Here is a 22,722-nt window from a genome sequence, read left to right on the forward strand (position 1 = left end):
AACCATAATGCAGGTATCGGAACCTTAAGAGTGGAACGAATCCGTTCTTGAAGTTCACGAAACCTCATTTCCGAGGAGGAAATATGCTTACCCGTCTGATCACAACTTCAGCGCTGACTGGCGCCCTTGCCCTAACCCTTGGTTCACAGGCTTTCGCACAGACAGAGCTAAGCTGGTGGCACGGCATGACCGGCGCAAACAACGAAATGGTCAATGAGCTTTCCAAAGAGTTCAACGAAAGCCAGAGCGAATACAAAATCGTTCCAGTCTATAAAGGCAGCTACCCAGAAACGTTGAATGCAGGCATTGCCGCGTTCCGTTCCAAGCAGCCACCGGCAATCATTCAGGTTTTTGATGCTGGTAGCGGTGTGATGATGGCTGCTGAAGGCGCCATGGTGCCGGCAGCGGAAGTGCTCGAAAAAGGTGGCTATAAGTTCGACAAGTCGCAATATCTGCCGGGCATTGTTGCATATTATTCAAAGCCAGACGGCACCATGCTGTCGTTCCCTTACAATTCCTCTTCGCCAATCCTTTATTACAACAAGGACGCTTTCAAGAAAGCTGGCCTTGACGAAAACAACCCACCAAAGACATGGCCGGAAGTTTTCGACGCTGCCAAAAAGATCAAGGCAAGCGGCGCTTCCCCTTGCGGCTTTACCTCGACATGGCTGACATGGATTCAGACTGAAAACTTCTCCGCATGGAACAATGTTTCCTACGGAACCAATGAAAATGGTCTCGGCGGCACCAATGTTGAGCTTAAAATCAACGAACCGCTTTTTGTTGAACATTTTCAGGCTATTGCTGACCTCGCTAAAGACGGTACCTTCCGTTATGGCGGTCGTACTTCGGAAGCCAAGCAGCTCTTCACCTCTGGCGAATGCGCGATCCTGACTGAATCGTCAGGCGGTCTTGGCGACATCATCAAGTCTGGCATGAATTACGGTATCGGCCAGCTTCCTTATTACGAAGGTCATGGCCCACAGAACACCATTCCAGGCGGCGCAAGCCTCTGGGTGTTTGCTGGCCTCAGCGATGACCAGTACAAGGGTATTGCACAGTTCTTCAACTTCCTTTCGCAGACCAACATCCAGCAGAAGCTGCATGAAAAGTCAGGCTATCTGCCTGTGACGATGGCTGCTTATGAAGCAACGAAGAACTCGGACTTCTATGAAAAGAACCCGGGCCGTGAAACGCCAATCCTTCAGATGATGGGCAAAGCGCCAACCGAAAACTCAAAGGGCGTTCGCCTCGTCAACCTGCCGCAAGTTCGTGATATTCTGAACGAAGAATATGAAGCGATGCTTGGCGGTAAGCAGGATGCAAAAACTGCTCTCGACAATGCTGTTAAGCGTGCAAACGACGCGATTGCAGCCGCACAATAATCTGATGAACTAGAGCGTGCCGCCTGACCTCAAAGGGTTTGGCGGCATTGCTATCCGCAAGGAAACTCCCCGTGCAAAATGTTACGTTTCCAAACAAAATCTTACCCTATTTGCTGCTGGCCCCGCAGATCATATTGACTGTGATCTTCTTTTTCTGGCCAGCAAGTCAGGCTATTTATCAGTCCTTCATGCGTGAAGACGCTTTTGGATTGAAATCGACATTTGTTGGATTAGCCAATTTTACCAATGTTCTGTCTGATCCGAATTACCTTCATTCTGTTCAGGTGACGATTGTTTTCAATCTCCTGACGGCATTTGTCGCGATGGGCGCAGCCTTGTTGCTTGCAACCGCCGCCGATAAAGTTATTCGCGGCAAGACATTTTATCGCACACTGCTAATCTGGCCTTATGCTGTAGCGCCTGCCGTCGCCGGTATGCTCTGGCTGTTCATGTTCAACCCTGCCATGGGTACACTGGCTTATATGCTGCGTAGCGCAGGTTTCGCATGGGACCCGCTGCTAAATGGCAATCAGGCAATGGCGATGATTGTGGGTGCTGCCGCATGGAAGCAGATTTCCTATAATTTCCTGTTCTTTGTTGCGGGCCTTCAGGCAATCCCAAAATCGCTGATTGAAGCTGCGGCCATTGATGGCGCACGTGGTGCACGGCGTTTCTGGTCGATTGTTTTCCCGCTTTTGGCACCGACGACCTTCTTCCTGTTGGTGGTCAACACGGTTTACGCCTTCTTCGACACATTCGGCATCATTCATGCTGTAACCGGCGGCGGCCCAGCCAAAGCCACCGAAACCCTGGTCTACAAGGTTTATAACGACGGCTTCGTCAATCTTAACCTCGGCTCCTCCTCGGCGCAGTCGGTTATTCTGATGATTATCGTAATCGCCCTGACCGCATTCCAGTTCCGCTTCATTGAGAAGCGCGTGCATTATTCGTGAGTGAGGCGAACATGATAGAAAAACGCCCAGTCTCAAATCTGTTAGGTCATCTGATCCTGATCATCGGGATCATCGTTGTCGCCTTTCCGATTTATTACACCTTCGTCGCTTCGACGCTGACTTCAGGCGACATTATTCGCCCACCAATTCAGCTTGTTCCCGGTGGGCATATGCTGGAAAACTACAATGAAGCCATTTTCGGTGGCGTCGAGCGTGTGGTTGGTGTCAGCTTAGAGCGTCTTCTCTGGAACTCATTTGTGGTGGCAATGCTCATCGCAGTTGGCAAAATCATCATCTCGTTCATGTCGGCATTCGCGATTGTATTCTTTCGCTTTCCATTCCGCATGTTTTTCTTCTGGATGATCTTCGTCACGCTGATGCTGCCAGTCGAAGTGCGTATTCTGCCGACCTATAAGGTCATTGTGGATCTTGGCATGATCGACACCTACGCGGGTCTGACACTGCCACTTATGGCGTCTGCAACGGCAACGTTCCTGTTCCGTCAATTCTTCCTCACAATTCCCGGCGAATTGGTGGAAGCCGCACGCATTGATAATGCAGGACCGTTCCGCTTTATGCGTGATATTCTGCTGCCACTGTCGAAGACAAACATTGCTGCCCTCTTCGTCATTCTCTTCATTTATGGCTGGACCCAGTATCTATGGCCCCTGCTCGTCACCAATGATGCGAAAATGAACACGATCATTATCGGCCTGCGCCGTATGGTCGATTTCGCCGATGCTTCCACGCCGTGGAATTACGTCATGGTTACGGCCATTCTGGCTATTATACCGCCGATCCTTGTTGTTGTTCTCATGCAGCGTTGGTTCGTCAAAGGTCTCGTGGAAACGGAAAAATAATGAGCAAGATCATTCTTGATAATGTCCGCAAGAGCTATGGCGGCGGTGTTGAAGTCATCAAAGGCGTTTCGCTGGATATTCAGGACGGTGAATTCGTCGTTCTCGTCGGCCCATCGGGCTGCGGTAAATCCACACTTTTGCGTATGATTGCAGGCCTTGAAGGCATCAGCGGTGGCACGATCTCCATCGGTGACCGCGTTGTCAACGATGTGGAACCAGCCGAACGCGACATCGCAATGGTGTTTCAGAACTATGCGCTTTATCCGCATATGTCCGTACGCGATAACCTCGCCTACGGCCTGAAAAATCGCAAAACACCGAAGGACGAAATCGAACGCCGCATTGCAAAGGCAGCGAAGGCGCTCGAAATTGAGCAGTTCCTTGATCGCAAGCCACGTCAGCTTTCCGGCGGTCAACGTCAGCGTGTTGCTATGGGTCGCGCGATTGTTCGTGAACCATCCGCATTCCTTTTCGATGAACCGTTATCGAACCTCGACGCAAAATTGCGCGTGCAGATGCGCGTTGAAATTAAACGCCTGCAGCGTTCGCTAGGAACAACCAGCGTTTATGTGACACACGACCAGATGGAAGCCATGACCATGGCAGATCGTCTTGTGGTGTTGAACGCCGGTAATATCGAGCAAGTCGGCACACCAATCGAGCTTTACGAAAAGCCAGCTTCGACCTTCGTTGCGACCTTCATCGGTTCACCATCGATGAACCTGCTGGAAAGCGGAGAGAACAATGTCTGGCAGCCGGGCAAGGCTGTGACGCTACCGTCAGACAAATATACCTTCGGTGTGCGTCCGGAAGACATTCGCATCATCGAGAATGGTGAAGCGGAAGCTGATGGTTTCAATACCGAAGTTCGTATTGAGGCCATCGAGCTGGTTGGTGCAGAAAGCTATATCCATAGCTCGCTCACTGATGGCAAGCCGTTGATCTTCCGCGTTCCCGGCCGCTCCGAGCATTCGGTGGATGAAGTAGTGAAAATCGGCGCATCAGCAAAAAATATACATATTTTTGGTGCTGACGGTCGCCGCGTAAGCAACTAATTTCAATGCCGGGCGTTCAGGAAACTGAGCGCCCGAAACATAATAAATCCCTTTTATTAGCCGTTTTCGTTTTGGATTTTATGCGCTACACAGCAGTAGAATATTTTTCTCTTTTTGAGGAATGCGCATAGAATGACCCACCAGCAGATACTGTCCTTCGCAGTGATTATTCTCATGATGGGGGCATTTATCTGGGGCAAGTTTCGCTACGATATTGTCGCTCTGTGTTCGCTGCTTTTGGCTGTCGCTGTCGGCGTCGTCCCATTTGATCAGGCCTTTACAGGTTTCAGCGATGATATTGTCATCATTGTCGGTAGCGCGCTAATCGTAAGCGCTGGTGTGGCGCGTTCCGGCCTAATGCAAGAGGCAGTTCAGCGTTTTCTCCCCGACCTGAACAGTGTGCGATTACAGCTTGCAGTGCTTGTGGCAATCGTCACAGTGTTATCCGCCTTTGTTAAAAATGTTGGCGCACTCGCCATCATGATCCCGGTCGCTTTTCAGTTCGCGCGGCGTTCAAATGTGTCGCCTTCTACCTTTCTGATGCCGATGGCATTTGGTGCGCTGCTTGGCGGATTAATGACGCAGGTGGGCACTTCACCCAACATCGTTGTGTCGCGCATTCGTGGCGAAATGGTTGGCGAACCTTTCACCATGTTTGACTTCACCCCGGTTGGTGCAGTTCTGGCAGTTGTGGGCCTTATTTATCTGGTCTCGTTCTATTGGCTTGTGCCGCAGCGCACGCGCGAAAGCGTATCACTGGATGATGCCATCAAGATCAAAAACTACGCCTCGGAAGCAAGCGTTGCCGCAAATTCTTCGGTCTTGGGAAAGCGCATCAGCGACCTCATAAAGCCCGCCGAAGGCGAGGCTATGGTGACGTCGATCATTCGCAAGAACAGCCGCATCACTCCGCTGCCCGATACGATGCTTGCCGAAAATGATATCGTGCTCCTAGAAGGCGATCCGAAGGCACTGGATACTGTTGTCAGCTCTGGCAAACTCACGCTGTCCAAAAACCGCAATCCATCGGACACAAGCGGTTCGACTGAGATTGAAACTGTTGAAGCCGTTATCGGAACCAATTCCCGCCTCGTTGGCCTCAATGCGCAACAGCTTGATCTTTATGCACGTTATGAAATCAACCTACTGGCTGTCAGTCGTCCCGGCCAGCGCATTTCAGAGAGGCTGAGCGAAGTGCGATTAAGCTTTGGCGATGTCGTTGTTCTGCAAGGCAGACAAGCCAATCTCTCAAACTTCCTGACCGAATATGAACTGTTGCCGCTCGCACGTCGCAAGCTCATGCTCGGCAGTGTCAGACGCGCACTTATTCCGCTTTGCATTCTGATCGCAGCAATTGGAGCGACCGCTTTCAGCCTTGTGCCGGTGGCAATAGCGTTCTTCGCGGCGGCGGTCGCCATGCTGCTATTTAAAGTTATTCCTATCAACGAGGTCTATGACGAAATCGATGGGCCAATTCTGGTCATGCTTGCAGCGCTGATACCCGTGTCAGACGCGCTGCGCACCACCGGCGGAACCGAACTCATTGCACAATGGCTTTCCAGCATCGGTCATGAATTGCCACCATATGGTGCCCTGGCGCTTATTCTCGTCACAGCCATGATGGTAACGCCATTTCTCAACAATGCTGCAACCGTGCTTGTCATGGCACCTATTGCCACAAGCTTTGCCTCCGGACTTGGCTTCAAACCGGAAGCCTTCTTGATGGCTGTCGCAATTGGTGCGGGTTGCGATTTCCTCACACCAATCGGCCATCAATGCAATACGCTTGTCATGGGGCCAGGAGGCTATAAGTTCAGCGACTATCCAAGGCTTGGGTTGCCCTTATCGATCATCATCGCACTGGTGACTGTACCAGCACTGATGTTCTTCTGGCCTCTACGATAGCTCGTCCTTTAGAGAACGAACCCAGTCGAGACTTTCCATAACGATTTTCTCGATTGGGTCAGCAACATCCACACGGAAAACCAGCGCTTCACCAACGGGGCTTTCAAGTGTCGCAAGCTGGCTTTCCAGCATTTTAACCGGCATGAAGTGGCCAGACCTTTGCCCCATATGCTGATGTAAAACGTCAAAACTACCATCAAGAAAGACAAACATCAGCGAACCGCCAGAAGCCGCACGCATTCGGTCGCGATAGCTCTTTTTCAACGATGAGCAAGATACCACAATACCGTTATGGGCAGCGGCGAGCCGATCACCAATCTGATCCAGCCAAGGCCAGCGGTCTTCATCCTGCAACGGAATTCCAGCCACCATCTTATCGACATTGGATTGTGGATGCAGGCTATCGCCCTCCAGAAAAGGCAAATTGAGCGCCTCTGCGAGTTTTTCGCCAACCGTTGACTTTCCAGAACCAGAAACACCCATCACAACAATATGCACGTTCAAGATCCTTAAAATGTTTCGAGCTGAAGATTAACGCGGTTTGCAGCTCCAACAACATGGAGGCGCATAACGTCACGCGCTTTCAGCGGATCACGCGCAGCAATCGCATCACGAATGGCAACATGCTCAGCGATGGTGATCTCGACAATTTCCTCCAGAACTGCACGCGCTCGCGCTGCGCGGATGGCCTGACTGATACGTTCCGCAATAAAGCCTAGCACCAGAGGGAAATATTCATTGTGTGTAGCGCTCGCAAGCGCACGATGGAATGTGAGGTCAGCGGCGATCCCATCATCGGACCATTTTTCACCGCCGGTCATCTCAGCTAAGGCTTCATCCAACTTGCGCAAATCGTCTGCGGTGTGATGCACCGCAGCAAGCCCCGCAGCCTCAATTTCCAGCGCCATACGCAACTGAAAGAGACTGCGGAAATGATCACGGTCGGCCAATGTTTCAGGCTCAATGCGAATAGCATGGCGGCGATCGGGCTCGGTCACGAAGGCACCGACACCCTGCCGGGTTTCAATAAGCCCTTCGTTACGCAATTGGGCAATCGCCTCCCGGATGACGGAACGACTAACACCAAAGCTTTGGGCGAGACTATGCTCCGTGGGCAATTTATGCCCCGGCAACCAACTGCCTTCACTTATCTGGCGGACAATTTCAGAAGCAATACGAGCGGGAAGCTGTTCGTTACGTCTGATTTCACCGAACATCGTATGCTGCTCCCCTGTATCCTCTGCCATTGATTTGTAGTGAGTTTTTTATCAAGTCAAGCGAAAGCTGACAGCCAGATTTTTATAACCAGGTTCTGCGCTAAATTGCGGGAACGCATCTCCAAAAATCGCCATGTTTCAAACAAGCTACGCATAAAAGTAGTTTTCAAATGCCGATTATACAGTTATCAGACAACCCAACAATATAATTTGGAGGAGTTAAATTGTGATGCCGTTTGCAGGGCCGAAAGCCCATAAGATACGAAACTTGGCGTCGTTCGACCTCCGCACCCAATTTAAATTCGCATTTTGAACTGAACACACCGGGAGGAATATCCGTGCAAGACAAGCATACTTTGAACTCGTCCATCATTCTGCCAGAAGACAGCGCTTCCGCAGTGCTTATCGGACGCGTATGGTCCAAGGCCGAAAACGGCCCCTGCCCTGTACTCGTCGCCAACGGTCATGTTCATGATCTATCCAGCATTTCGGCAACCGTTTCAGGGCTTCTGGAGCGCAAAGATCTGTTAGCCGAGTTGAAAGACGTAAGCCGCTTTGCTGATCTTGGCGCACTTGATGATTATCTTTCCGGCGAAAAAGGCGAGTTGCTTGCACCGATTGATCTCCAGTCGATCAAGGCAGCGGGCGTAACCTTTGCCGACAGTATGCTTGAACGTGTAATCGAAGAACAGGCAAAGGGAGACCCGACCCGTGCGTTGGAAGTACGCAAGCGTCTGGCGCCTGTTATCGGCGACAGTCTGCGCGGCGTCGCTGCTGGCTCTGAAAAAGCCGCACAGGTTAAAGCTCTTCTTCAGGATATGGGCCTCTGGTCGCAATATCTCGAAGTCGGCATTGGACCGGATGCGGAAATTTTCACAAAATCGCAGCCAATGTCTTCGATGGGTTGTGGTGCAACAGTCGGCATTCTGCCAATCTCGCAGTGGAACAACCCAGAGCCAGAAGTTGTGCTTGCTGTTGCCTCCGATGGCCGCATTGTCGGCGCAACGCTTGGCAATGACGTTAATCTGCGTGATGTTGAAGGTCGCTCGGCGCTTCTGCTCGGCAAAGCCAAGGACAACAATGCATCCTGCGCCATTGGCCCGTTCATCCGTCTCTTCGACGGTGAGTTCACCATGGATGTTCTGCGCAAGCTTAAGCTTTCGTTACATGTTACCGGAACTGATGGCTTTGAAATGACCGGTGAAAGCCCGATGGAAGCGATCAGCCGCGATCCGGAAAACCTTGCTGGCCAGATGATGAACCGTAATCACCAATACCCGGATGGTGCAGTTCTTTTCCTCGGCACGATGTTTGCACCAGTGAAAGACCGTCGCGGCGCAGGCCAAGGCTTCACGCACGAAATCGGCGACAAGGTTGAAATTTCAACGCCCAAGCTCGGACGTCTCGTCAACTGGGTTGATCGTACTGATAATTGTGCCGAATGGACTTTTGGCATTCGAGCGCTGATCCAAAACTTGCAAAAGCGCAATCTGCTCGACAAGATTTAAAACTGAAAGGCCGCATATTATAAGATATACGGCCTTTTATATTAATTCAGTGGAATAGCATTTCCATCTTTGGAACTCTGATAAGCATTCGACATCTTATCATATTTGGCTCGGATGGCATCAAGCCGCTTTTCGAGACGAGCCCGATCTGGCTCCGAAAGCGATGCCACCATTTTCGGAATGGAATGGCTGTGCCAAAAACTATTGTCGTGGTTGTAGCCACCCGGCTCAAGCGTGAAAACTTCCTTGAGAATCTTCAGATCATGCGGGATCGAAAACGCATCGCGTGAATCTTCATGGCTGAACAAATAATAGAAATTATCAAAACCACTCCACGTGATTGCCGAAAGGCACATTGAGCACGGCTCATGTGTGGAGAGGAAAATCATGTCCTTGGTTTCAGGACGCCCTTTTTCAGACATCTCGTAGAAACGCTTGATGGTGTGAACTTCACCATGCCAGAGCGGATTCTCTGTCTCGTTATTGGTTTCAGCAAGCACCAGCGATAAATCGGACTTGTTGAGCAAAGCCGCACCAAAAACCTTGTTGCCGTCAGCAACGCCCTGCTCAGTTAAAGGTATGATGTCGTTTTCAATGACTTCAATCAGTTTCTCAAGCAGCTTCAATTCATCCGATGACATAACTCGACTCCTTTAGTGCAAAAGAAAAACGCCGGGGTGTTGCCCCGGCGTTAAAATTTTATTCTGGGAAGAATGCGAAGCGGATCACGAAGAGCGCCGCGACGATCCATGTCGCCAAGTGAACCTCACGAACCTTACCGGTTACCGTCTTCAAAACGACATAGCTGATGAAACCAAAAGCCAGACCGTTAGCAATCGAATAGGTGAGCGGAATTGCAAGCGCTGTGAGTGCAGCAGGTGCAGCTTCGGTGATTTCGTCCCACTTGATTTCGGACAGTTCGCGCATCATCAGACACGCGACATAGACCAGCGCTGGTGCTGTTGCGACAGCAGGCACGGAGCCCGCCAAAGGCGAAATGAAGAGCGCTGCAAGAAACAGCAGAGCGACAACAAGTGCCGTCAGGCCCGTACGACCGCCAGCCTGAACGCCAGAAGCACTTTCAACATAGGCTGTTGTTGAAGACGTGCCGAGCAGCGAGCCACCAAGAATTGCGGTGCTGTCTGCAAACAAAGCTTTACCAAGACGATTTGGCTTGCCTGGTTCGATAAGACCACCACGCTTGGCAACGCCAATCAGTGTGCCAGTCGCGTCGAACACTTCAACAAGTACGAACACCAGAATGACGTGCAGAATGCCCGTATGCAGCGCACCCATGATATCGAGCTGCATAAATGTTGGCATCAAGCTTGGAGGTGCAGAAAACACACCATTAAACTGTGTGATGCCGAGCGAGATCGATGCAACGGTAACAACGAGAATACCGATAAGGATCGCACCGCGAACCTTAAGTGCATCCAGAGCCGCGATGATGAAGAAGCCAGCAATTGCCAAAAGAGGACCAGCTTCACGCAGATCACCAAGGCCGACGAGCGTTGCTGGATTATCGACAACGATTCCTGCAGTCTTGAGGCCAATAAGCGCCAAGAACATACCAATACCCGCAGCAATAGCGCTTCTAAGCGAATGCGGAATACCTTCAATCAACCAGCGCCGAATACCTGTGACAGTCAAAAACAGGAAGATAATGCCGGAGATAAACACCGCACCGAGCGCCTGCTGCCATGAAAAGCCCATAGCGCCAACAACGGTGAAGGCGAAGAAGGCGTTCAGGCCCATGCCCGGAGCCATACCAATTGGCCAATTGGCAACGAGTGCCATAACGATTGAACCGAGTGCCGCCGCAAGACAGGTTGCGACGAAAACCGCGTTTCGATCCATGCCCGTGCTGGACAGAATATCAGGATTGACGAAGATGATGTAAGACATAGTCAGGAAGGTTGTCAGACCAGCGATCACTTCCGTTCTCACCGATGTTCCGTGTTCCTGCAATTTGAACAGCTTTTCCAGCATGATCCCTCCAGGGCAAAAAGCGCGCGTTCAAAGGCACCCATAAACCGCCAAAGGCAATTGCTTGCGATTGGACGTTGAAAATCGGTGCAATCTATTGCGATTGCCGTATTTGTTAGCCGCAGCCGCTTATTAGCGAGCGGATTTGTTCCCCATACACCCAAGTCGACAAAAAACACAGTTCTGCCGCAAGAATGTCTGTTTATTAACGTGATTTAGTTTGGTCTGACTTAATCAATAACGCTAGTCAGCTATTCAGCGGTATATTTTTGAAAGTGCTTCAAAAAACGGCAATAGGCTAACTTCGGGCCTCTGCAGCTAACATAATGATTAATATACGTTTCTAATTAAAACGCCCGTACCATACAAACCGAACGCAAAAAATGTATGCGCGACAAGGTTGAGTACGCGAACGTTCGCAGCGTTCGGTAAACGCGAAGCTGCCCACCCGATTCCCAATCCAGGCTGTAACAAAAACCATCCTGCAGCCACGGTCATTATGCCAAATATCCAAGCCGGAAGAAAAATGGGATTCGCAAACCACGCCGAACCACCATAAAGCGCGAAAACCACGCCATAAAGAATGCCGACAACATAATGACCAATCCAGCCTAATACGACTTCATGTCGATAAGGTTTGGTTGCAGCAATATCCTCGTGAAATATTTGACCATGGCGCAAATGCCAGAACCAGCGCCCAACAAGGCCCCAATCCGGGCGCGACTGGCCGGGAAACTGAGCAAGAATCAATGCCCATAGGTCCATCAAGATTGTCGCGCCAACTCCAATCACGGTTCCTTTAATGACAAGCTCAAGCATTTCATGATCCCAAAAGTATTGGGTAGTCACATACCCCTGTGGCTACCCAATAAGCAAGATCTAATAGTCTATCGGGCAAATGCCCCGCAATATATTAATTGCTCGATCACTAAATATAGCATGAGAAGAACATATTTACGGAATGAAATCAGCAATCTGGCGGCGACGAAAATTGCACATCAAGTCGGATATCCGGATGACCATCTATTTGTCACGGGCACTGAAAGGTAAATAATACAAGACGGCGTAAATCTTACAACCGCGACACGTCTCAAAAATACACGCGAAATGTCTCAACACTAAGCGAAAACAATGATTACGCAATCAGCAGAAATCAATGAAAAATAATAAAACATGTTACTATCGGTATTTAAAATTAAATTTATAAAACAAAAGCGCCGGGACTGGAGCACCGACGCTTTGTTATATTACTTCTGTTTCACTTACGGGGCGATCATCTATCAGCCGCACCATCAGTGATTACTTACCGAACACTGCGCTCTGGATCTGCGAACGCGATACGCCGATATCGGCAAGAAGATGATCGTCCATTGCACCGAGTTCACGGATAGCGCGGCGACGGGAAACATACTGGTTAAATTTCTGACGAATGTTCATTTCTTTTCTCCTCGTTGGATGCCCTATATTTAATCTTTTGCACAAAATTCCACCACGGATATGATTGCAAATGAGGCATGCGTTTTCGCTAGAGCTCGCGCTCTTGAAAATGCCGCAATCGCCTACCCCATAGGGGATAGAGGAAGTTCATTTTTTTGATTTTTAGGGCATTTGCCTTTTGCCAAACGGGTCTTAATCGATTAATCCGGTCGGCGGAGGAGTTTATCTCTAGCCTTTTGCGGAAACCACTATGCTTTACGGTATTTTCCTCGCGTTTGCGTCCTATGCTGCATTCGCCATCAGCGATGCGTGCGTCAAGTTTCTTGACGGCACATTATCCCCCTATGAGATCGCATTTTTTGGTGCCGTGCTCGGTATTCTTGCCATCCCATTCACGAAGAAGCCGGAAGATCAGTGGCTCGATATGTTTCGAACCACAAATATAAAACTCTGGTTACTTCGGACACTTACCGCCGCGATGGGTGTGATTGGTAGTGTTGTCGCCTTCACGCATCTATCAATGGCTGAAGCATTTGCGCTGATATTCCTGCTTCCGGCATTTGTGACGATCCTTTCCGTGCTGTTCCTCAAAGAGCAAGTCGGCTGGCGTCGGTGGTCGGCAGTTATCATCGGCTTTATTGGCGTGCTTGTTGTGCTGCGCCCCGGCTTTCGTGAATTATCGATCGGTCACCTTGGCGCACTTGGCGGCGGCCTTGGCGGTGCATTCAGTATCGTGATCTTTCGCGCAATGGGTAAAAAAGAAAAGCGTATCTCGCTTTACACTGCGGGGCTTATTGGCCCAATCCTCATCTGCGGTGCCTTGATGATTCCGAGCTATCAGACACCTTCCGCTCTGCAATGGGGTTACCTTGCGGGTTACGGTCTGCTTGCAGCTCTTGCTAACATTCTTCTCATGCTTGCAGCGCAGCGTGCGCCCGCGAGTGCCATCGCTTCCCCACAATATAGCCAGATGATCTGGGCTATTCTGTTCGGATATTTCGTTTTCCATGATCATATTGATCTTCCGATGCTTATCGGCATCGTTCTGATCACGATTTCTGGACTATTCACTTTCGTGCGTGAGCGCCAACGCGGCGTTCCGGGACCAGCAGCTGTGGCAACATCCGATCCGTCACCGGCTTTGGCTGAAGAAAAGTAGACCAGTTCTCGCGTAAGCTTGATCACTATAAGGATATATCAAACCCGAAACTGGTTTCCAGTTTCGGGTTTGATGCTATAAAAGCCAATAATCATATCCCGCCGCAGCTCTTTCCAGCAATTCTATTTAAAACTGAAAGCGCTTCGCGCGGGGTTTGGCACGTAACGTAATTGATCAAGGATGAAGACGATGGCTGAGAAGCGAGCAACTTGGACCTATTACAAAGGCGAATGGCATCAGGGCGATGTGCGCATTCTTGGTGCAGCTTCGCACGCAACCTGGCTTGGTTCTCTCGTGTTCGACGGCGCACGTCTCTTTGAGGGTGTAACACCTGACCTTGATCGGCATTCTGCACGAGCAAACGACTCTGCACGCGCGCTTGGACTGGCGCCTATGCTGAGCGGCAACGATATTGAAACTTTGGCCCGCGAAGGTTTGAAGAAGTTCGCGCCGGGAACAGATGTTTATATTCGCCCGATGTATTGGGCCGAAGACGGCGATAGCACCACTGTTGCGGCAGCACCGGAATCAACGGACTTCGCACTTTGCCTTGAAGAAATCCCGATGGTCGAGCCAAAGGGCTTTACCGTTACGACAACATCGTTCCATCGCCCTTACCTGCAAGTCATGCCTGTTAATGCCAAGGCTGCATGTCTTTATCCAAACAATGGTCGCATGCTGCGAGAAGCCAAAGCTAAGGGCTTTCATAACGCTCTGGTGACAGACGTTCTGGGCAATGTTGCAGAAACTGCAACCTCGAATGTGTTCATGGTTCGTGGTGGCGAAGTTTATACTCCAGTTCCAAACGGTACATTCCTCAACGGCATCACACGCCAACGCGTTATCGGTCTGTTGCGCCAGGCCGGTGTCAGCGTCCATGAAACGACGCTTACGCTTCAGGATTTCCGCGAAGCAGACGAGATTTTCTCTACGGGCAATATCAGCAAGGTTGTTCCGATCATTGGCTTCGATGAGCGTACACTCGAATATGGCGCCATCACCAAGCGTGCGCGCTCGCTCTACTGGGAATGGGCGCATAGCTGAGAACTCGGCTATAAACCATTGTTTCAATGATATAACGGTTACTTTTGAATGCTTGAACATACCCCGCTGTTTATGACAGTAGCCGTTATTGCAGCCTTTTTGGTCGGCCTATCCAAAGGTGGCCTACCGTCCGTCGGAACGCTTTCAGTGCCGTTAATGGCATTGGTGATCTCCCCTGTAACGGCGGCAGCGCTACTGCTGCCGATCTATGTCGTCAGCGATATGTTTGGGCTTTACCTCTATCGCCACCACTTCTCGGCCAGAAATCTAGCAATTCTTACGCCGGCTGCCATTGTCGGGATTGGATTAGGCTGGTTTTTCAGCTCGCATCTTTCCAGCACATTCATCGGAATGATGGTCGGACTTGTGGGATTATTCTTTTGCTTCAACGTCTGGGTTGGTGCAAAATACCGCCGTGCGGCGCGCAAGGCGGATATCGCGGGCGGAACCTTTTGGGGCATTATCACCGGCCTCACCAGCTTTGTTTCACACTCCGGCGCACCACCATTCCAGATGTATGTGCTACCGCAGCATTTGGAAAAGCTCGTATTTGCAGGCACATCGACCATTCTGTTTGCAATCGTCAATGCGGTTAAGCTGATCCCTTATTGGCAATTGCAGCAGTTTTCCAACCTTGACTGGTCGCTTGGTCTTTGGCTTCTGCCTGCCGCGATCATCGGTACGTTTGTTGGTGCCAAGCTCACCCGTATCATGCCGGATGGTCCGTTCTTCCTGCTCGTTCAGCTCACGCTCTTTGGCCTGTCAATCAAACTCATAGCAGATTGGGTCATCCCGTTTTTGGCGCACTAACTTTCGAAAAACCGAGACCAATCCAAAATCAATATTTCGCAACAAGCCTAATAAACCTTCGTGATGGCCCTATATCTTTTATGAAGTCGCAGTAGGCAAGTTCTGGCAAGCCGATTTAAAGGAACCAGAGACCGCGAACTGCGTTCGTTAAACAGTGACGTTACGGAGGCAAAAGAATGGTCGAGTTGGTCAACAATATTGAAAACATCGAGTTCATCATCGCCAAGGCGCGTGAATATGATGTTCAGGTTCCCGCAGTGGACGAAGATTCCGGCTCCAATGCTTCCGATGATGGTGATGTTGACATTCTTGATGCTTCCATAACCAATCCAACACGCAAGGAACTTGTCGCTGCAATTCGCTCTCTGAACGAAGACGAGAAGATTGAATTGCTGGCCTTAGTCTGGGTCGGTCGTGGAGACTTCAGCGCGGAAGAATGGGATGACGCCCTTGCCACCGCAAGTGATCGCCACAATGGGCGTGAAGCGAAATACCTTCTCGGAATACCACTGTTGGGCGATTACATCGAAGAAGGCTTGGAAACGCTCGGCGTAGAATTCGAAGCCTACGATAACGAATAAGAAAAATTGATGTTTCCATTGATCGTTCTGTTTTGACGCCGTCACAGCTGGCGAGTAGTCTGCGCATCGACAAGGGAAACGAAAAGCAAAGCATTGGAGGATTTCATCATGCTTCAAAAAAATCTGGATCAGAAAACAGATTTCTATATCGACGGCGCATGGCACGCACCACTCGAAGCTAAGACGATTGAAGTCATCAATCCAGCCAATGAAAAGCCATATGCAGTGATTTCTGCTGGCTCGGCTGCTGATATTGATCTCGCTGTCGCTGCGGCGAAAAAGGCATTTCCCTCATGGAGCGAAACGCCTGCCGAAGAACGCATTGGCTATCTTCGTCGTATAGTTGAAATCTATGAGCGCCGTCTTGAAGAAATGGCACAGGCTATTTCGAAGGAAATGGGTGCGCCAATCAAGCTCGCGCGTGAATCTCAGGCCGCGGCTGGCATTTCGCACACCAAAGCTTTTATCGCGGCTTTCGAGAATTTCGAGTTCGATGAAATTCTTTCGCCTAAGCATTCCAATCAGGCGATTGTGCGTGAACCAATCGGTGTGTGTGGTCTCATCACACCGTGGAACTGGCCAATGAACCAGATCGCGCTCAAGGTCATCCCTGCCCTTGCTGTGGGTTGTACTGTTGTGCTCAAGCCATCCGAAATTGCTCCAATGTCGGCGATGCTGTTCGCTGAATTTGTCGATGAAGCAGGTTTGCCAAAGGGCGTATTCAACCTCGTTAACGGTGAAGGTCCAGTCGTCGGCGAAGCAATGTCGCAGCATCCTGACATCGACATGATGTCATTTACCGGGTCAACCCGCGCCGGAACTGCTGTTTCGCGTGCTGCTGCCGCGACAGTCAAACGTGTTTCGCTTGAACTTGGCGGCAAATCACCAAACATCGTGTTTGCCGACAGTGATCTCGAAAAAGCGATTGAACGTGGTGTGAACCATTGCTTTGAAAACACTGGCCAGTCGTGCAATGCCCCAACCCGTATGTTGGTTGAGCGCTCGATCTATGATCAGGCGGTTGAGTTTGCCAAGACGTCGGCATCGAAAACCACGGTCGATGATCCATCAAAAGATGGCGAACATATCGGTCCATTGTCTTCGTCGATCCAGTTCGACAAGGTGCAGACAATGATCCAGAAGGGCATCGATGAAGGTGCGCGTTTGGTTGCTGGCGGCACCGGACGTCCTGACGGTATTTCCGAGGGTGACTTTGTTAAGCCAACCATCTTTGCTGATGTGAACAACGACATGGCTATCGCACGCGAAGAAATCTTCGGCCCTGTGCTGGCAATGATCCCCTTCGATACGGAAGAAGAAGCCATCGCTATCGCCAATGATACGCCTTACGGTTTGGCCGCTTATATTCAGACTGGAAGCCCTGAACGCGCAAAGCGTGTTGCCCGAAAACTCCGCGCTGGCATGATCCAGATCAACGGAACATCACGCGCGCCGGGAAGTCCTTTTGGTGGGTACAAGCAATCCGGCAATGGCCGCGAAGGCGGCAAATGGGGCCTTGAAGACTTTATGGAAGTAAAGCTCATAAGCGGTTGATTGAAAAGCTTTAAATAAAACAGAAAACGCCGGTTATCCGGCGTTTTTTATTGCTATTTTTACCAGCTATTTTTCGTCAATTGATAGGCACATCATACTTCTGTGCCCCCGAACCTGTTCCTTGACGGAAGAAAGAAAAAGCAAACAACCGTCAAGGAATGGGTTCATTTTAATTATGGGCTGATCCCAATTTAAGGCTGGCGAATTCTGGGGAATCCAACAAATCCTGATGATGAGCACGCGCAACATCAGGATGAGAACGCAAGCGACTTTTCAGATTATTCTGTCCCACCTCGCGGAAGAGCGTATTCAATGGATCAACGCTCACACCGCGTTCCTTTGTTTTTAGCTCTTCCGGGAGATCAATCACAGGGATTGTCGCATCATACCGCGAACCAAGGAAGAACGCGACTGAGAAGCGTTCTGTGCCTGCTGGTGGAGCTACCACACCATGCACGTCAGCACGAACAAATCCATTCGTCGCCAATTCAAGCAGCTCGCCAGTATTGATTACAAATGTTCCCGGTACAGGCGGTGCGTCAATCCAGACACCATCTTCACGCTGCACACGCAAACCCGGCACAACATCCTGCAAAAGAACTGTTACAAATCCGCCGTCCTTATGTGCGCCAACACCCTGCTCACTTTCCGCAACATCTCGACCGGGATAACGAATGATCTTCAAAAGCTGCGATGGATGCGGCTCATAAATCTGCGCAAAGAAATCTTCACTCTGCCCCAGTGCTTGTGCAATTGCTTTCAATACATCAATGCCAACACGGGTAACCTCTGCCTGATAAGCGAGCAAAAGAGGCTTCAATTCAGGAAGTGCATCAGGCCACTGATTTGGGCCGATCAAGCGTTTCCATGCAGGACTATCGGGACCAATTTCAGCTGGCTCGAGTTCAGTGTTGATGTCGAGTTGCTCACGCCAATCCTGTTCGCCTCTCGTGCGCTCCAAACCGGCGCGATTATAGCCACGAAAATGCGGCGTATTAATCATCTCGATCTTGAGCTTTTCTTCGGTTGGAAGCGCAAAGAAATGCTTAGCAGTAGCAACAACATTTTCGATGAGTTTCGGATCAACACCGTGCCCAGTGAGATAGAAAAATCCATGATCATGCAGCGTATGGCGCAGCTCATCGATAAAGCTTTTTCGGTCTTCTGCTGTGCCATTGTAGCGTGAAATGTCGAGCAACGGCAGATTGAACGGGTTTGATTGGACGGTCATTAATATTTTCCTTGGAATTCCTGCACAAGCGATTGCCCGCTTATTCCCGAATGTCTGGCGAAACTTAGGGCATATGAAAGCCACAAACAAAGCAACAACTTGCTGACTCATTCGATTGACAGGAGTTAATTTCTAATAATCTGCATAAATAGAATATTTTTCTCCTATCGCTCTATGGCAATCACGAGGCTGCGTGACGTGTTCGCCAAAGCTCTTCTGCCTTTTTGTAAAACTGGCCATAGCTATCATCATCGGCGGCAAGTGCCGTCATTAATGCCATTGCTGTTGATGCAATGACTGTGAGTTCAGCGCGCTCATCGATAGCCGCACCAGACCAAACTGCGAGCCAATATTCAAACGTGCTTTGGCTGGTATGACGGTCTGTAGCGGCCTTTGATAAGGTCGGCAGATTAATGTCGGTTTTCTGCTCACCAAACCATCTGTAGACCGTATGCGCGTGATGAGGAACCAGTTCTGCAACATCTCGGCTTGTTGAAACGGCAGACACAGACTTCATATCCAACAGGGCACCTGCATCACGATGCAGTTCGCGGTAAGCAGGCTGTGTCACACCGACAAAAGATGCTGAAAGCCTCAAGGGATTAAGCAGATGGGCGAGACTATTGATTGATGAGCGCGAATTAAACAACGGATAGAGCGCCAGCAGGGAATGAACCTGCGGTGCAAATCCTGCCAGTGGCATGAAGCAAATGCCATGAGCGGTTAAAGCGCTCTTTCCAAGCGCCAGCGACGTGGCAATCGGAATATTTACGGCCTGTGCAGCAAGTTCCAGCTTTCCCGACAATTCGCCCATACCGCAGTTGCCATGTAACACCACCGGATAACCTGCGCGGGAGACGAGAATAGCTGCCAGCATAAACCAGGGCGACTGATTGGAATTGGGTGAGAGATAGGCTGGCCAGTCGAGCGCTGGCGTGCTGATATTCGTATCAAGCGCGTAATAGCGATGCGCTGCACGAGCCATCCCTGCTAACTCCGGCGCAGTTTCACCCCGATAGTGAATAAGACGCAACAAAGCACTGATTTGCATAGGGTCTGCCTCACCAGCAAAAATCGTGGTGAAAGCGTCTTCTGCCTCATGCATTTCGAGCGGACGCGTATAGCCAATCTTACGGCCAATAATCGCTATGTATTTTGCCAAGCGTAGGGACGGATCATTCTCGTCCTGAACATTGGCGAATTGCGCAGCAAGTTGTTCTGGCGTTGGGTGGTTCTCAAGCTGTATCACCTTGCGGATGCCAAGCGGTGGCGGGGCGACAATCATACTGGTTTTTTCCCAGCCCCGCTTTCTTTCGCAATGCACTTCAGCAGCATCTTTGCCGTCAAAATTCATTAGCGCTTCTGTTTCGTTTGCCAGCCTGCGAAGTCGTCCGCGCAATGCTTCCGCTTTGGGCGTCGCAAGCATGTTACGGCCTGAACGGATAAAAATCGGATCATCAAATTTTTCGCGTATCTGCCCAAGCAATCGACTCATGGCCGCCATACTCAAGCCCATTTGCCGAGCGGCCCCACCAACACTGCCTTCCACAAGAAGTGCATCGAGCGCAATCAACAAGCGAAGCTGACCCAATTTCAGGCTTTCGCCTTCAATAGCCTCCGGCTCTGTCTGTGTTTTCATGCGCTTGCCAGCCATTGCTGCGTTATCCGTTCAGTTGCGTTTTTTGGAACTTGGAATTGTTATAAAAGACGACCGTTGACGTCATCTTATTGCCATACATAAGGAGAGCCGAAAACTCAACTTAAAGGGTGAAATTTATGACCAGCTTGTTTCGGGGATCGCGCGCCACTGGCTCGCAGAACAGGCACTTGGCCAGCAAATCGCTTTTTGCAAAAGCTGTTCTTGCGGGCACATGTCTTTCCACTGCACTTATTCTGAGCGGAGCAGTTTCCTTCGCACAGACCTTAACCAAGGCAGAGGAAGAAGCTGCCAAAAAGAAACAGGCTGAAGCGCAAGCGGCTGAACAGGTGAATGCTGGGGGTGGCATTACACTTAATCAGATCGTGGTATCGGCAACTGGTTTCGAGCAAAACATCACCGATGCGCCAGCCAGTATCTCGGTCGTGCCGGGTGAAGAACTCGAAAAAGGTGCTTATCGTGATCTCGGAGATGCACTGCGTGATGTGCAAGGCGTTGCCGTAACTGGTGCCGCTGCCGAACGTGATATCTTCATCCGTGGCCTTCCCGGAACTTATACGCTCATTCTAGTTGACGGAAAGCGCCAGAGCACACGTGATGCGCGCACCAACGGTAATTCGGGCTTTGAGCAAAGCTTCCTGCCGCCAGCCAACGCTATTGAGCGCATCGAAGTCATTCGTGGTCCAATGTCGTCGCTTTATGGTTCCGACGCGATGGGCGGCGTTATAAACGTCATCACCAAAAAAGTCGCAGACAAGTGGAGCGGCTCGCTAAGCGTCGACACGACAGTCCAGCAGCATTCCAAATATGGCGATTCCTATCAGGGTTCTTACTACATAACCGGCCCGCTCGTGCCCAACCTCGTTGGCGTACAGCTTTGGGGCCGCGGTATGAAGCGTCAGGAAGACAACATTATCAGTGGTACGCCTGAGCAAAAAGACATCGACATCACAGGTCGCGTGACCATCACGCCAAATGCTGATCACGATATTGTTTTTGAAGCTGGCAAGACCCGCCTGCGCCGCGATTCAAGCGTTGGTAACACCATCAATCCAGTGGCAACCGGCAGCACAGCACCTGTTGATGCTTACAATCTGAATGACCGAAATCATTGGTCCGTCAGCCATACTGGCCGTTGGGGTCCAACGACTTCCGAATTCTCCTTCATGCAGGAAACGGCTGAAAGAACAAATTTCAGCTGGAATAATGCGCGCAGAGAATTCGTGGAAAACCTGCGTTCGCCACATATCCGCAACTCCACGCTTGATGGCAAGTTCACGACACCATTCGAGCTTTATGGCAACCATACGCTCGTAACGGGTGGCCAGTTTATTGAAGGCACGCTGACGGATCAGAATCCGGGTCGTCGCAATGGTCTTGATGAGCAGTTCACAATCAAGCAATGGGCGCTCTTTGCTGAAGACGAATGGTGGATCACACCGGACTTCGCCCTCACCGGCGGTCTGCGTATGGATCACCACGAAATCTACGGTTCACATTGGAGCCCGCGTGGATATGCCGTCTGGCATGCAACCGATCAGCTGACCATCAAGGGCGGTATTTCAACCGGCTTCCGTGCACCTGAGCTGCGCACCATCGCACCGGGCTATGCTTATACCACTGGTGGCGGCAATTGTACTTATGGTCCAACTGGAAACTGCGGCGTCATCATTGGTGACCCGGGCTTGCAGCCAGAAAAAAGCACGAGCTATGAAGCCAGTGCACTTTGGGATAATCAGCAGGGTCTGCGTCTTGGCGCAACTTACTTCTACACCGACTTCAAAGACAAGATCGCCAGCAACATTCAGTATGATCCAATCACTGGCCAACCCCTTCGCTGGGCACAGGATCCAAACTACGTTCTCTATTACAGCTATAACATTGACGATGCTGTCATTCAGGGCGTCGAGTTGACTGCAGACTGGGAAGCGACCGACACGATTAAACTTCGTGGAAGCTATACTTACACAGACTCAGAGCAGAAGACCGGCGAATATGCGGGTCTGCCTTTGGCGCGCACACCGAAGCATATGGCAAATGTCCGCGCTGACTGGGAAACACCAGTCGAAGGTTTGACCGCTTGGACTGCCGCCAATTATCATGGCGAAGAAATCAATGCCGGTCTTCGTATTGGTACTGTCGGTGAACCTTATGCCTATAACAGCCGAGGTCAGGTCATTGCCCGCAAATACAAGGGCTATGCGACAGTCGATTTCGGTGGCTCATATGAGTTCAGCGAAAACGTCACACTGAATGCGGCAGTCTACAACATCTTCGATAAGAAGGTGACCGTTGATGAAACGAACAATGTCGTCGAAGGCCGTCGTCTCTGGCTCGGTATGACTTCACGTTTCTAAGATACGCAATGACGCCAGCC

At 50.5% G+C, this 22,722-nt stretch carries 20 protein-coding genes; 12 read left to right on the forward strand and 8 right to left on the reverse strand.

What is annotated here, in order from left to right:
- Window positions 1-83 precede the first annotated feature (83 nt).
- From ugpB to ACOZHT_RS15550, 5 genes are all read left to right on the forward strand, one after another.
- Window positions 84-1,385 (forward strand): sn-glycerol-3-phosphate ABC transporter substrate-binding protein UgpB, encoded by a 1,302-nt coding sequence (ugpB, locus tag ACOZHT_RS15530; RefSeq protein WP_339512752.1) that lies wholly within the window; start codon window positions 84-86, stop codon window positions 1,383-1,385.
- A 71-nt stretch (window positions 1,386-1,456) separates the two neighbouring features.
- Window positions 1,457-2,338, forward strand: a complete 882-nt coding sequence (gene ugpA, locus ACOZHT_RS15535; RefSeq protein WP_250042341.1) for a sn-glycerol-3-phosphate ABC transporter permease UgpA — start codon at window positions 1,457-1,459, stop codon at window positions 2,336-2,338.
- 11 nt (window positions 2,339-2,349) lie between these two features.
- Window positions 2,350-3,198, forward strand: coding sequence for a sn-glycerol-3-phosphate ABC transporter permease UgpE (ugpE, locus tag ACOZHT_RS15540; RefSeq protein WP_339512749.1), 849 nt, complete (start codon window positions 2,350-2,352; stop codon window positions 3,196-3,198).
- On the forward strand, window positions 3,198-4,253 hold the full coding sequence (locus ACOZHT_RS15545; protein WP_339512747.1) for a sn-glycerol-3-phosphate import ATP-binding protein UgpC: 1,056 nt from the start codon (window positions 3,198-3,200) through the stop codon (window positions 4,251-4,253). The genes ugpE and ACOZHT_RS15545 overlap by 1 nt, the downstream gene beginning before the upstream one ends.
- A 132-nt stretch (window positions 4,254-4,385) precedes the next feature.
- A complete protein-coding gene (locus ACOZHT_RS15550) occupies window positions 4,386-6,158 on the forward strand; it encodes an SLC13 family permease (RefSeq protein WP_339512745.1) in 1,773 nt (590 codons plus the stop codon).
- On the opposite strand, the gene ACOZHT_RS15555 is transcribed toward ACOZHT_RS15550, so the two are convergent.
- Window positions 6,150-6,641: a gluconokinase gene (locus ACOZHT_RS15555; protein WP_339512868.1), complete on the reverse strand. Its 492-nt coding sequence runs from the start codon at window positions 6,639-6,641 to the stop codon at window positions 6,150-6,152. The two genes, ACOZHT_RS15550 and ACOZHT_RS15555, sit on opposite strands and share 9 nt — an antisense overlap.
- A 26-nt stretch (window positions 6,642-6,667) precedes the next feature.
- Complete coding sequence (locus ACOZHT_RS15560) at window positions 6,668-7,375, reverse strand: FadR/GntR family transcriptional regulator (RefSeq protein WP_339512743.1); 708 nt, start codon at window positions 7,373-7,375, stop codon at window positions 6,668-6,670.
- A gap of 338 nt (window positions 7,376-7,713) precedes the next feature.
- Between ACOZHT_RS15560 and ACOZHT_RS15565 the strand changes: the two genes are divergently transcribed.
- Complete coding sequence (locus ACOZHT_RS15565) at window positions 7,714-8,883, forward strand: fumarylacetoacetate hydrolase family protein (protein WP_421565971.1); 1,170 nt, start codon at window positions 7,714-7,716, stop codon at window positions 8,881-8,883.
- A gap of 41 nt (window positions 8,884-8,924) precedes the next feature.
- Here the strand turns inward: ACOZHT_RS15565 and ACOZHT_RS15570 are convergent, their stop codons facing one another.
- The 4 genes from ACOZHT_RS15570 to ACOZHT_RS15585 all read right to left on the reverse strand — a co-directional run bounded on the left by ACOZHT_RS15570 (window position 8,925) and on the right by ACOZHT_RS15585 (window position 12,309).
- Window positions 8,925-9,524 (reverse strand): nucleoside deaminase, encoded by a 600-nt coding sequence (locus ACOZHT_RS15570; RefSeq protein ID WP_339512739.1) that lies wholly within the window; start codon window positions 9,522-9,524, stop codon window positions 8,925-8,927.
- Between the two features lie 58 nt (window positions 9,525-9,582).
- On the reverse strand, window positions 9,583-10,875 hold the full coding sequence (locus ACOZHT_RS15575; RefSeq protein WP_339512737.1) for an NCS2 family permease: 1,293 nt from the start codon (window positions 10,873-10,875) through the stop codon (window positions 9,583-9,585).
- 327 nt (window positions 10,876-11,202) lie between these two features.
- Complete coding sequence (locus ACOZHT_RS15580; protein WP_339512735.1) at window positions 11,203-11,691, reverse strand: DUF2938 domain-containing protein; 489 nt, start codon at window positions 11,689-11,691, stop codon at window positions 11,203-11,205.
- A gap of 480 nt (window positions 11,692-12,171) precedes the next feature.
- Window positions 12,172-12,309 carry a DUF1127 domain-containing protein gene (locus ACOZHT_RS15585; protein ID WP_250042323.1) on the reverse strand — a complete coding sequence of 46 codons (138 nt, stop codon included), beginning with the start codon at window positions 12,307-12,309 and terminating at the stop codon, window positions 12,172-12,174.
- Between the two features lie 250 nt (window positions 12,310-12,559).
- Between ACOZHT_RS15585 and ACOZHT_RS15590 the strand changes: the two genes are divergently transcribed.
- From ACOZHT_RS15590 to ACOZHT_RS15610, 5 genes are all read left to right on the forward strand, one after another.
- On the forward strand, window positions 12,560-13,468 hold the full coding sequence (locus tag ACOZHT_RS15590; protein ID WP_339512731.1) for a DMT family transporter: 909 nt from the start codon (window positions 12,560-12,562) through the stop codon (window positions 13,466-13,468).
- Window positions 13,469-13,657: 189 nt separating this feature from the next.
- Window positions 13,658-14,512: a branched-chain amino acid aminotransferase gene (locus tag ACOZHT_RS15595; protein ID WP_339512729.1), complete on the forward strand. Its 855-nt coding sequence runs from the start codon at window positions 13,658-13,660 to the stop codon at window positions 14,510-14,512.
- Between the two features lie 48 nt (window positions 14,513-14,560).
- The gene (locus ACOZHT_RS15600) at window positions 14,561-15,322 is read left to right on the forward strand and encodes a sulfite exporter TauE/SafE family protein (protein ID WP_339512727.1); all 762 of its coding nucleotides are present in this window, start codon (window positions 14,561-14,563) and stop codon (window positions 15,320-15,322) included.
- A 176-nt stretch (window positions 15,323-15,498) separates the two neighbouring features.
- On the forward strand, window positions 15,499-15,903 hold the full coding sequence (locus ACOZHT_RS15605; protein ID WP_339512725.1) for a DUF3775 domain-containing protein: 405 nt from the start codon (window positions 15,499-15,501) through the stop codon (window positions 15,901-15,903).
- A 108-nt stretch (window positions 15,904-16,011) separates the two neighbouring features.
- Window positions 16,012-17,457 carry an aldehyde dehydrogenase family protein gene (locus tag ACOZHT_RS15610; RefSeq protein ID WP_339512723.1) on the forward strand — a complete coding sequence of 482 codons (1,446 nt, stop codon included), beginning with the start codon at window positions 16,012-16,014 and terminating at the stop codon, window positions 17,455-17,457.
- Between the two features lie 169 nt (window positions 17,458-17,626).
- On the opposite strand, the gene ACOZHT_RS15615 is transcribed toward ACOZHT_RS15610, so the two are convergent.
- Both ACOZHT_RS15615 and ACOZHT_RS15620 read right to left on the reverse strand, forming a co-directional pair.
- Window positions 17,627-18,688, reverse strand: a complete 1,062-nt coding sequence (locus ACOZHT_RS15615) for an isopenicillin N synthase family dioxygenase (protein ID WP_339512721.1) — start codon at window positions 18,686-18,688, stop codon at window positions 17,627-17,629.
- Window positions 18,689-18,869: 181 nt separating this feature from the next.
- Window positions 18,870-20,342, reverse strand: coding sequence for a glycosyl transferase family protein (locus ACOZHT_RS15620; RefSeq protein ID WP_339512719.1), 1,473 nt, complete (start codon window positions 20,340-20,342; stop codon window positions 18,870-18,872).
- 122 nt (window positions 20,343-20,464) lie between these two features.
- Here ACOZHT_RS15620 and ACOZHT_RS15625 point away from each other — a divergent pair, with 122 nt between their 5' ends.
- Complete coding sequence (locus ACOZHT_RS15625) at window positions 20,465-22,702, forward strand: TonB-dependent receptor domain-containing protein (RefSeq protein ID WP_339512718.1); 2,238 nt, start codon at window positions 20,465-20,467, stop codon at window positions 22,700-22,702.
- The last annotated feature ends 20 nt before the right edge of the window (window positions 22,703-22,722 follow it).

This window comes from Ochrobactrum sp. EDr1-4 (genome assembly GCF_049199085.1).
Taxonomy (GTDB): Bacteria; Pseudomonadota; Alphaproteobacteria; order Rhizobiales; family Rhizobiaceae; genus Brucella.

Excerpts from the sequence above, each read along its gene's own strand:
- ACOZHT_RS15585 (WP_250042323.1), bottom strand. The coding sequence starts at position 12,309 with ATGAACATTCGTCAGAAATTTAACCAGTATGTTTCCCGTCGCCGCGCT.
- ACOZHT_RS15610 (WP_339512723.1), top strand. The coding sequence starts at position 16,012 with ATGCTTCAAAAAAATCTGGATCAGAAAACAGATTTCTATATCGACGGC.
- ACOZHT_RS15590 (WP_339512731.1), top strand. The coding sequence starts at position 12,560 with ATGCTTTACGGTATTTTCCTCGCGTTTGCGTCCTATGCTGCATTCGCC.
- ACOZHT_RS15600 (WP_339512727.1), top strand. The coding sequence starts at position 14,561 with ATGCTTGAACATACCCCGCTGTTTATGACAGTAGCCGTTATTGCAGCC.
- ugpE (WP_339512749.1), top strand. The coding sequence starts at position 2,350 with ATGATAGAAAAACGCCCAGTCTCAAATCTGTTAGGTCATCTGATCCTG.
- ACOZHT_RS15570 (WP_339512739.1), bottom strand. The coding sequence starts at position 9,524 with ATGTCATCGGATGAATTGAAGCTGCTTGAGAAACTGATTGAAGTCATT.
- ACOZHT_RS15560 (WP_339512743.1), bottom strand. The coding sequence starts at position 7,375 with ATGTTCGGTGAAATCAGACGTAACGAACAGCTTCCCGCTCGTATTGCT.
- ACOZHT_RS15615 (WP_339512721.1), bottom strand. The coding sequence starts at position 18,688 with ATGACCGTCCAATCAAACCCGTTCAATCTGCCGTTGCTCGACATTTCA.
- ACOZHT_RS15625 (WP_339512718.1), top strand. The coding sequence starts at position 20,465 with ATGACCAGCTTGTTTCGGGGATCGCGCGCCACTGGCTCGCAGAACAGG.
- ugpB (WP_339512752.1), top strand. The coding sequence starts at position 84 with ATGCTTACCCGTCTGATCACAACTTCAGCGCTGACTGGCGCCCTTGCC.
- ACOZHT_RS15555 (WP_339512868.1), bottom strand. The coding sequence starts at position 6,641 with ATGGGTGTTTCTGGTTCTGGAAAGTCAACGGTTGGCGAAAAACTCGCA.
- ACOZHT_RS15550 (WP_339512745.1), top strand. The coding sequence starts at position 4,386 with ATGACCCACCAGCAGATACTGTCCTTCGCAGTGATTATTCTCATGATG.
- ACOZHT_RS15545 (WP_339512747.1), top strand. The coding sequence starts at position 3,198 with ATGAGCAAGATCATTCTTGATAATGTCCGCAAGAGCTATGGCGGCGGT.
- ACOZHT_RS15605 (WP_339512725.1), top strand. The coding sequence starts at position 15,499 with ATGGTCGAGTTGGTCAACAATATTGAAAACATCGAGTTCATCATCGCC.
- ACOZHT_RS15595 (WP_339512729.1), top strand. The coding sequence starts at position 13,658 with ATGGCTGAGAAGCGAGCAACTTGGACCTATTACAAAGGCGAATGGCAT.
- ACOZHT_RS15620 (WP_339512719.1), bottom strand. The coding sequence starts at position 20,342 with ATGGCTGGCAAGCGCATGAAAACACAGACAGAGCCGGAGGCTATTGAA.
- ACOZHT_RS15580 (WP_339512735.1), bottom strand. The coding sequence starts at position 11,691 with ATGCTTGAGCTTGTCATTAAAGGAACCGTGATTGGAGTTGGCGCGACA.
- ACOZHT_RS15575 (WP_339512737.1), bottom strand. The coding sequence starts at position 10,875 with ATGCTGGAAAAGCTGTTCAAATTGCAGGAACACGGAACATCGGTGAGA.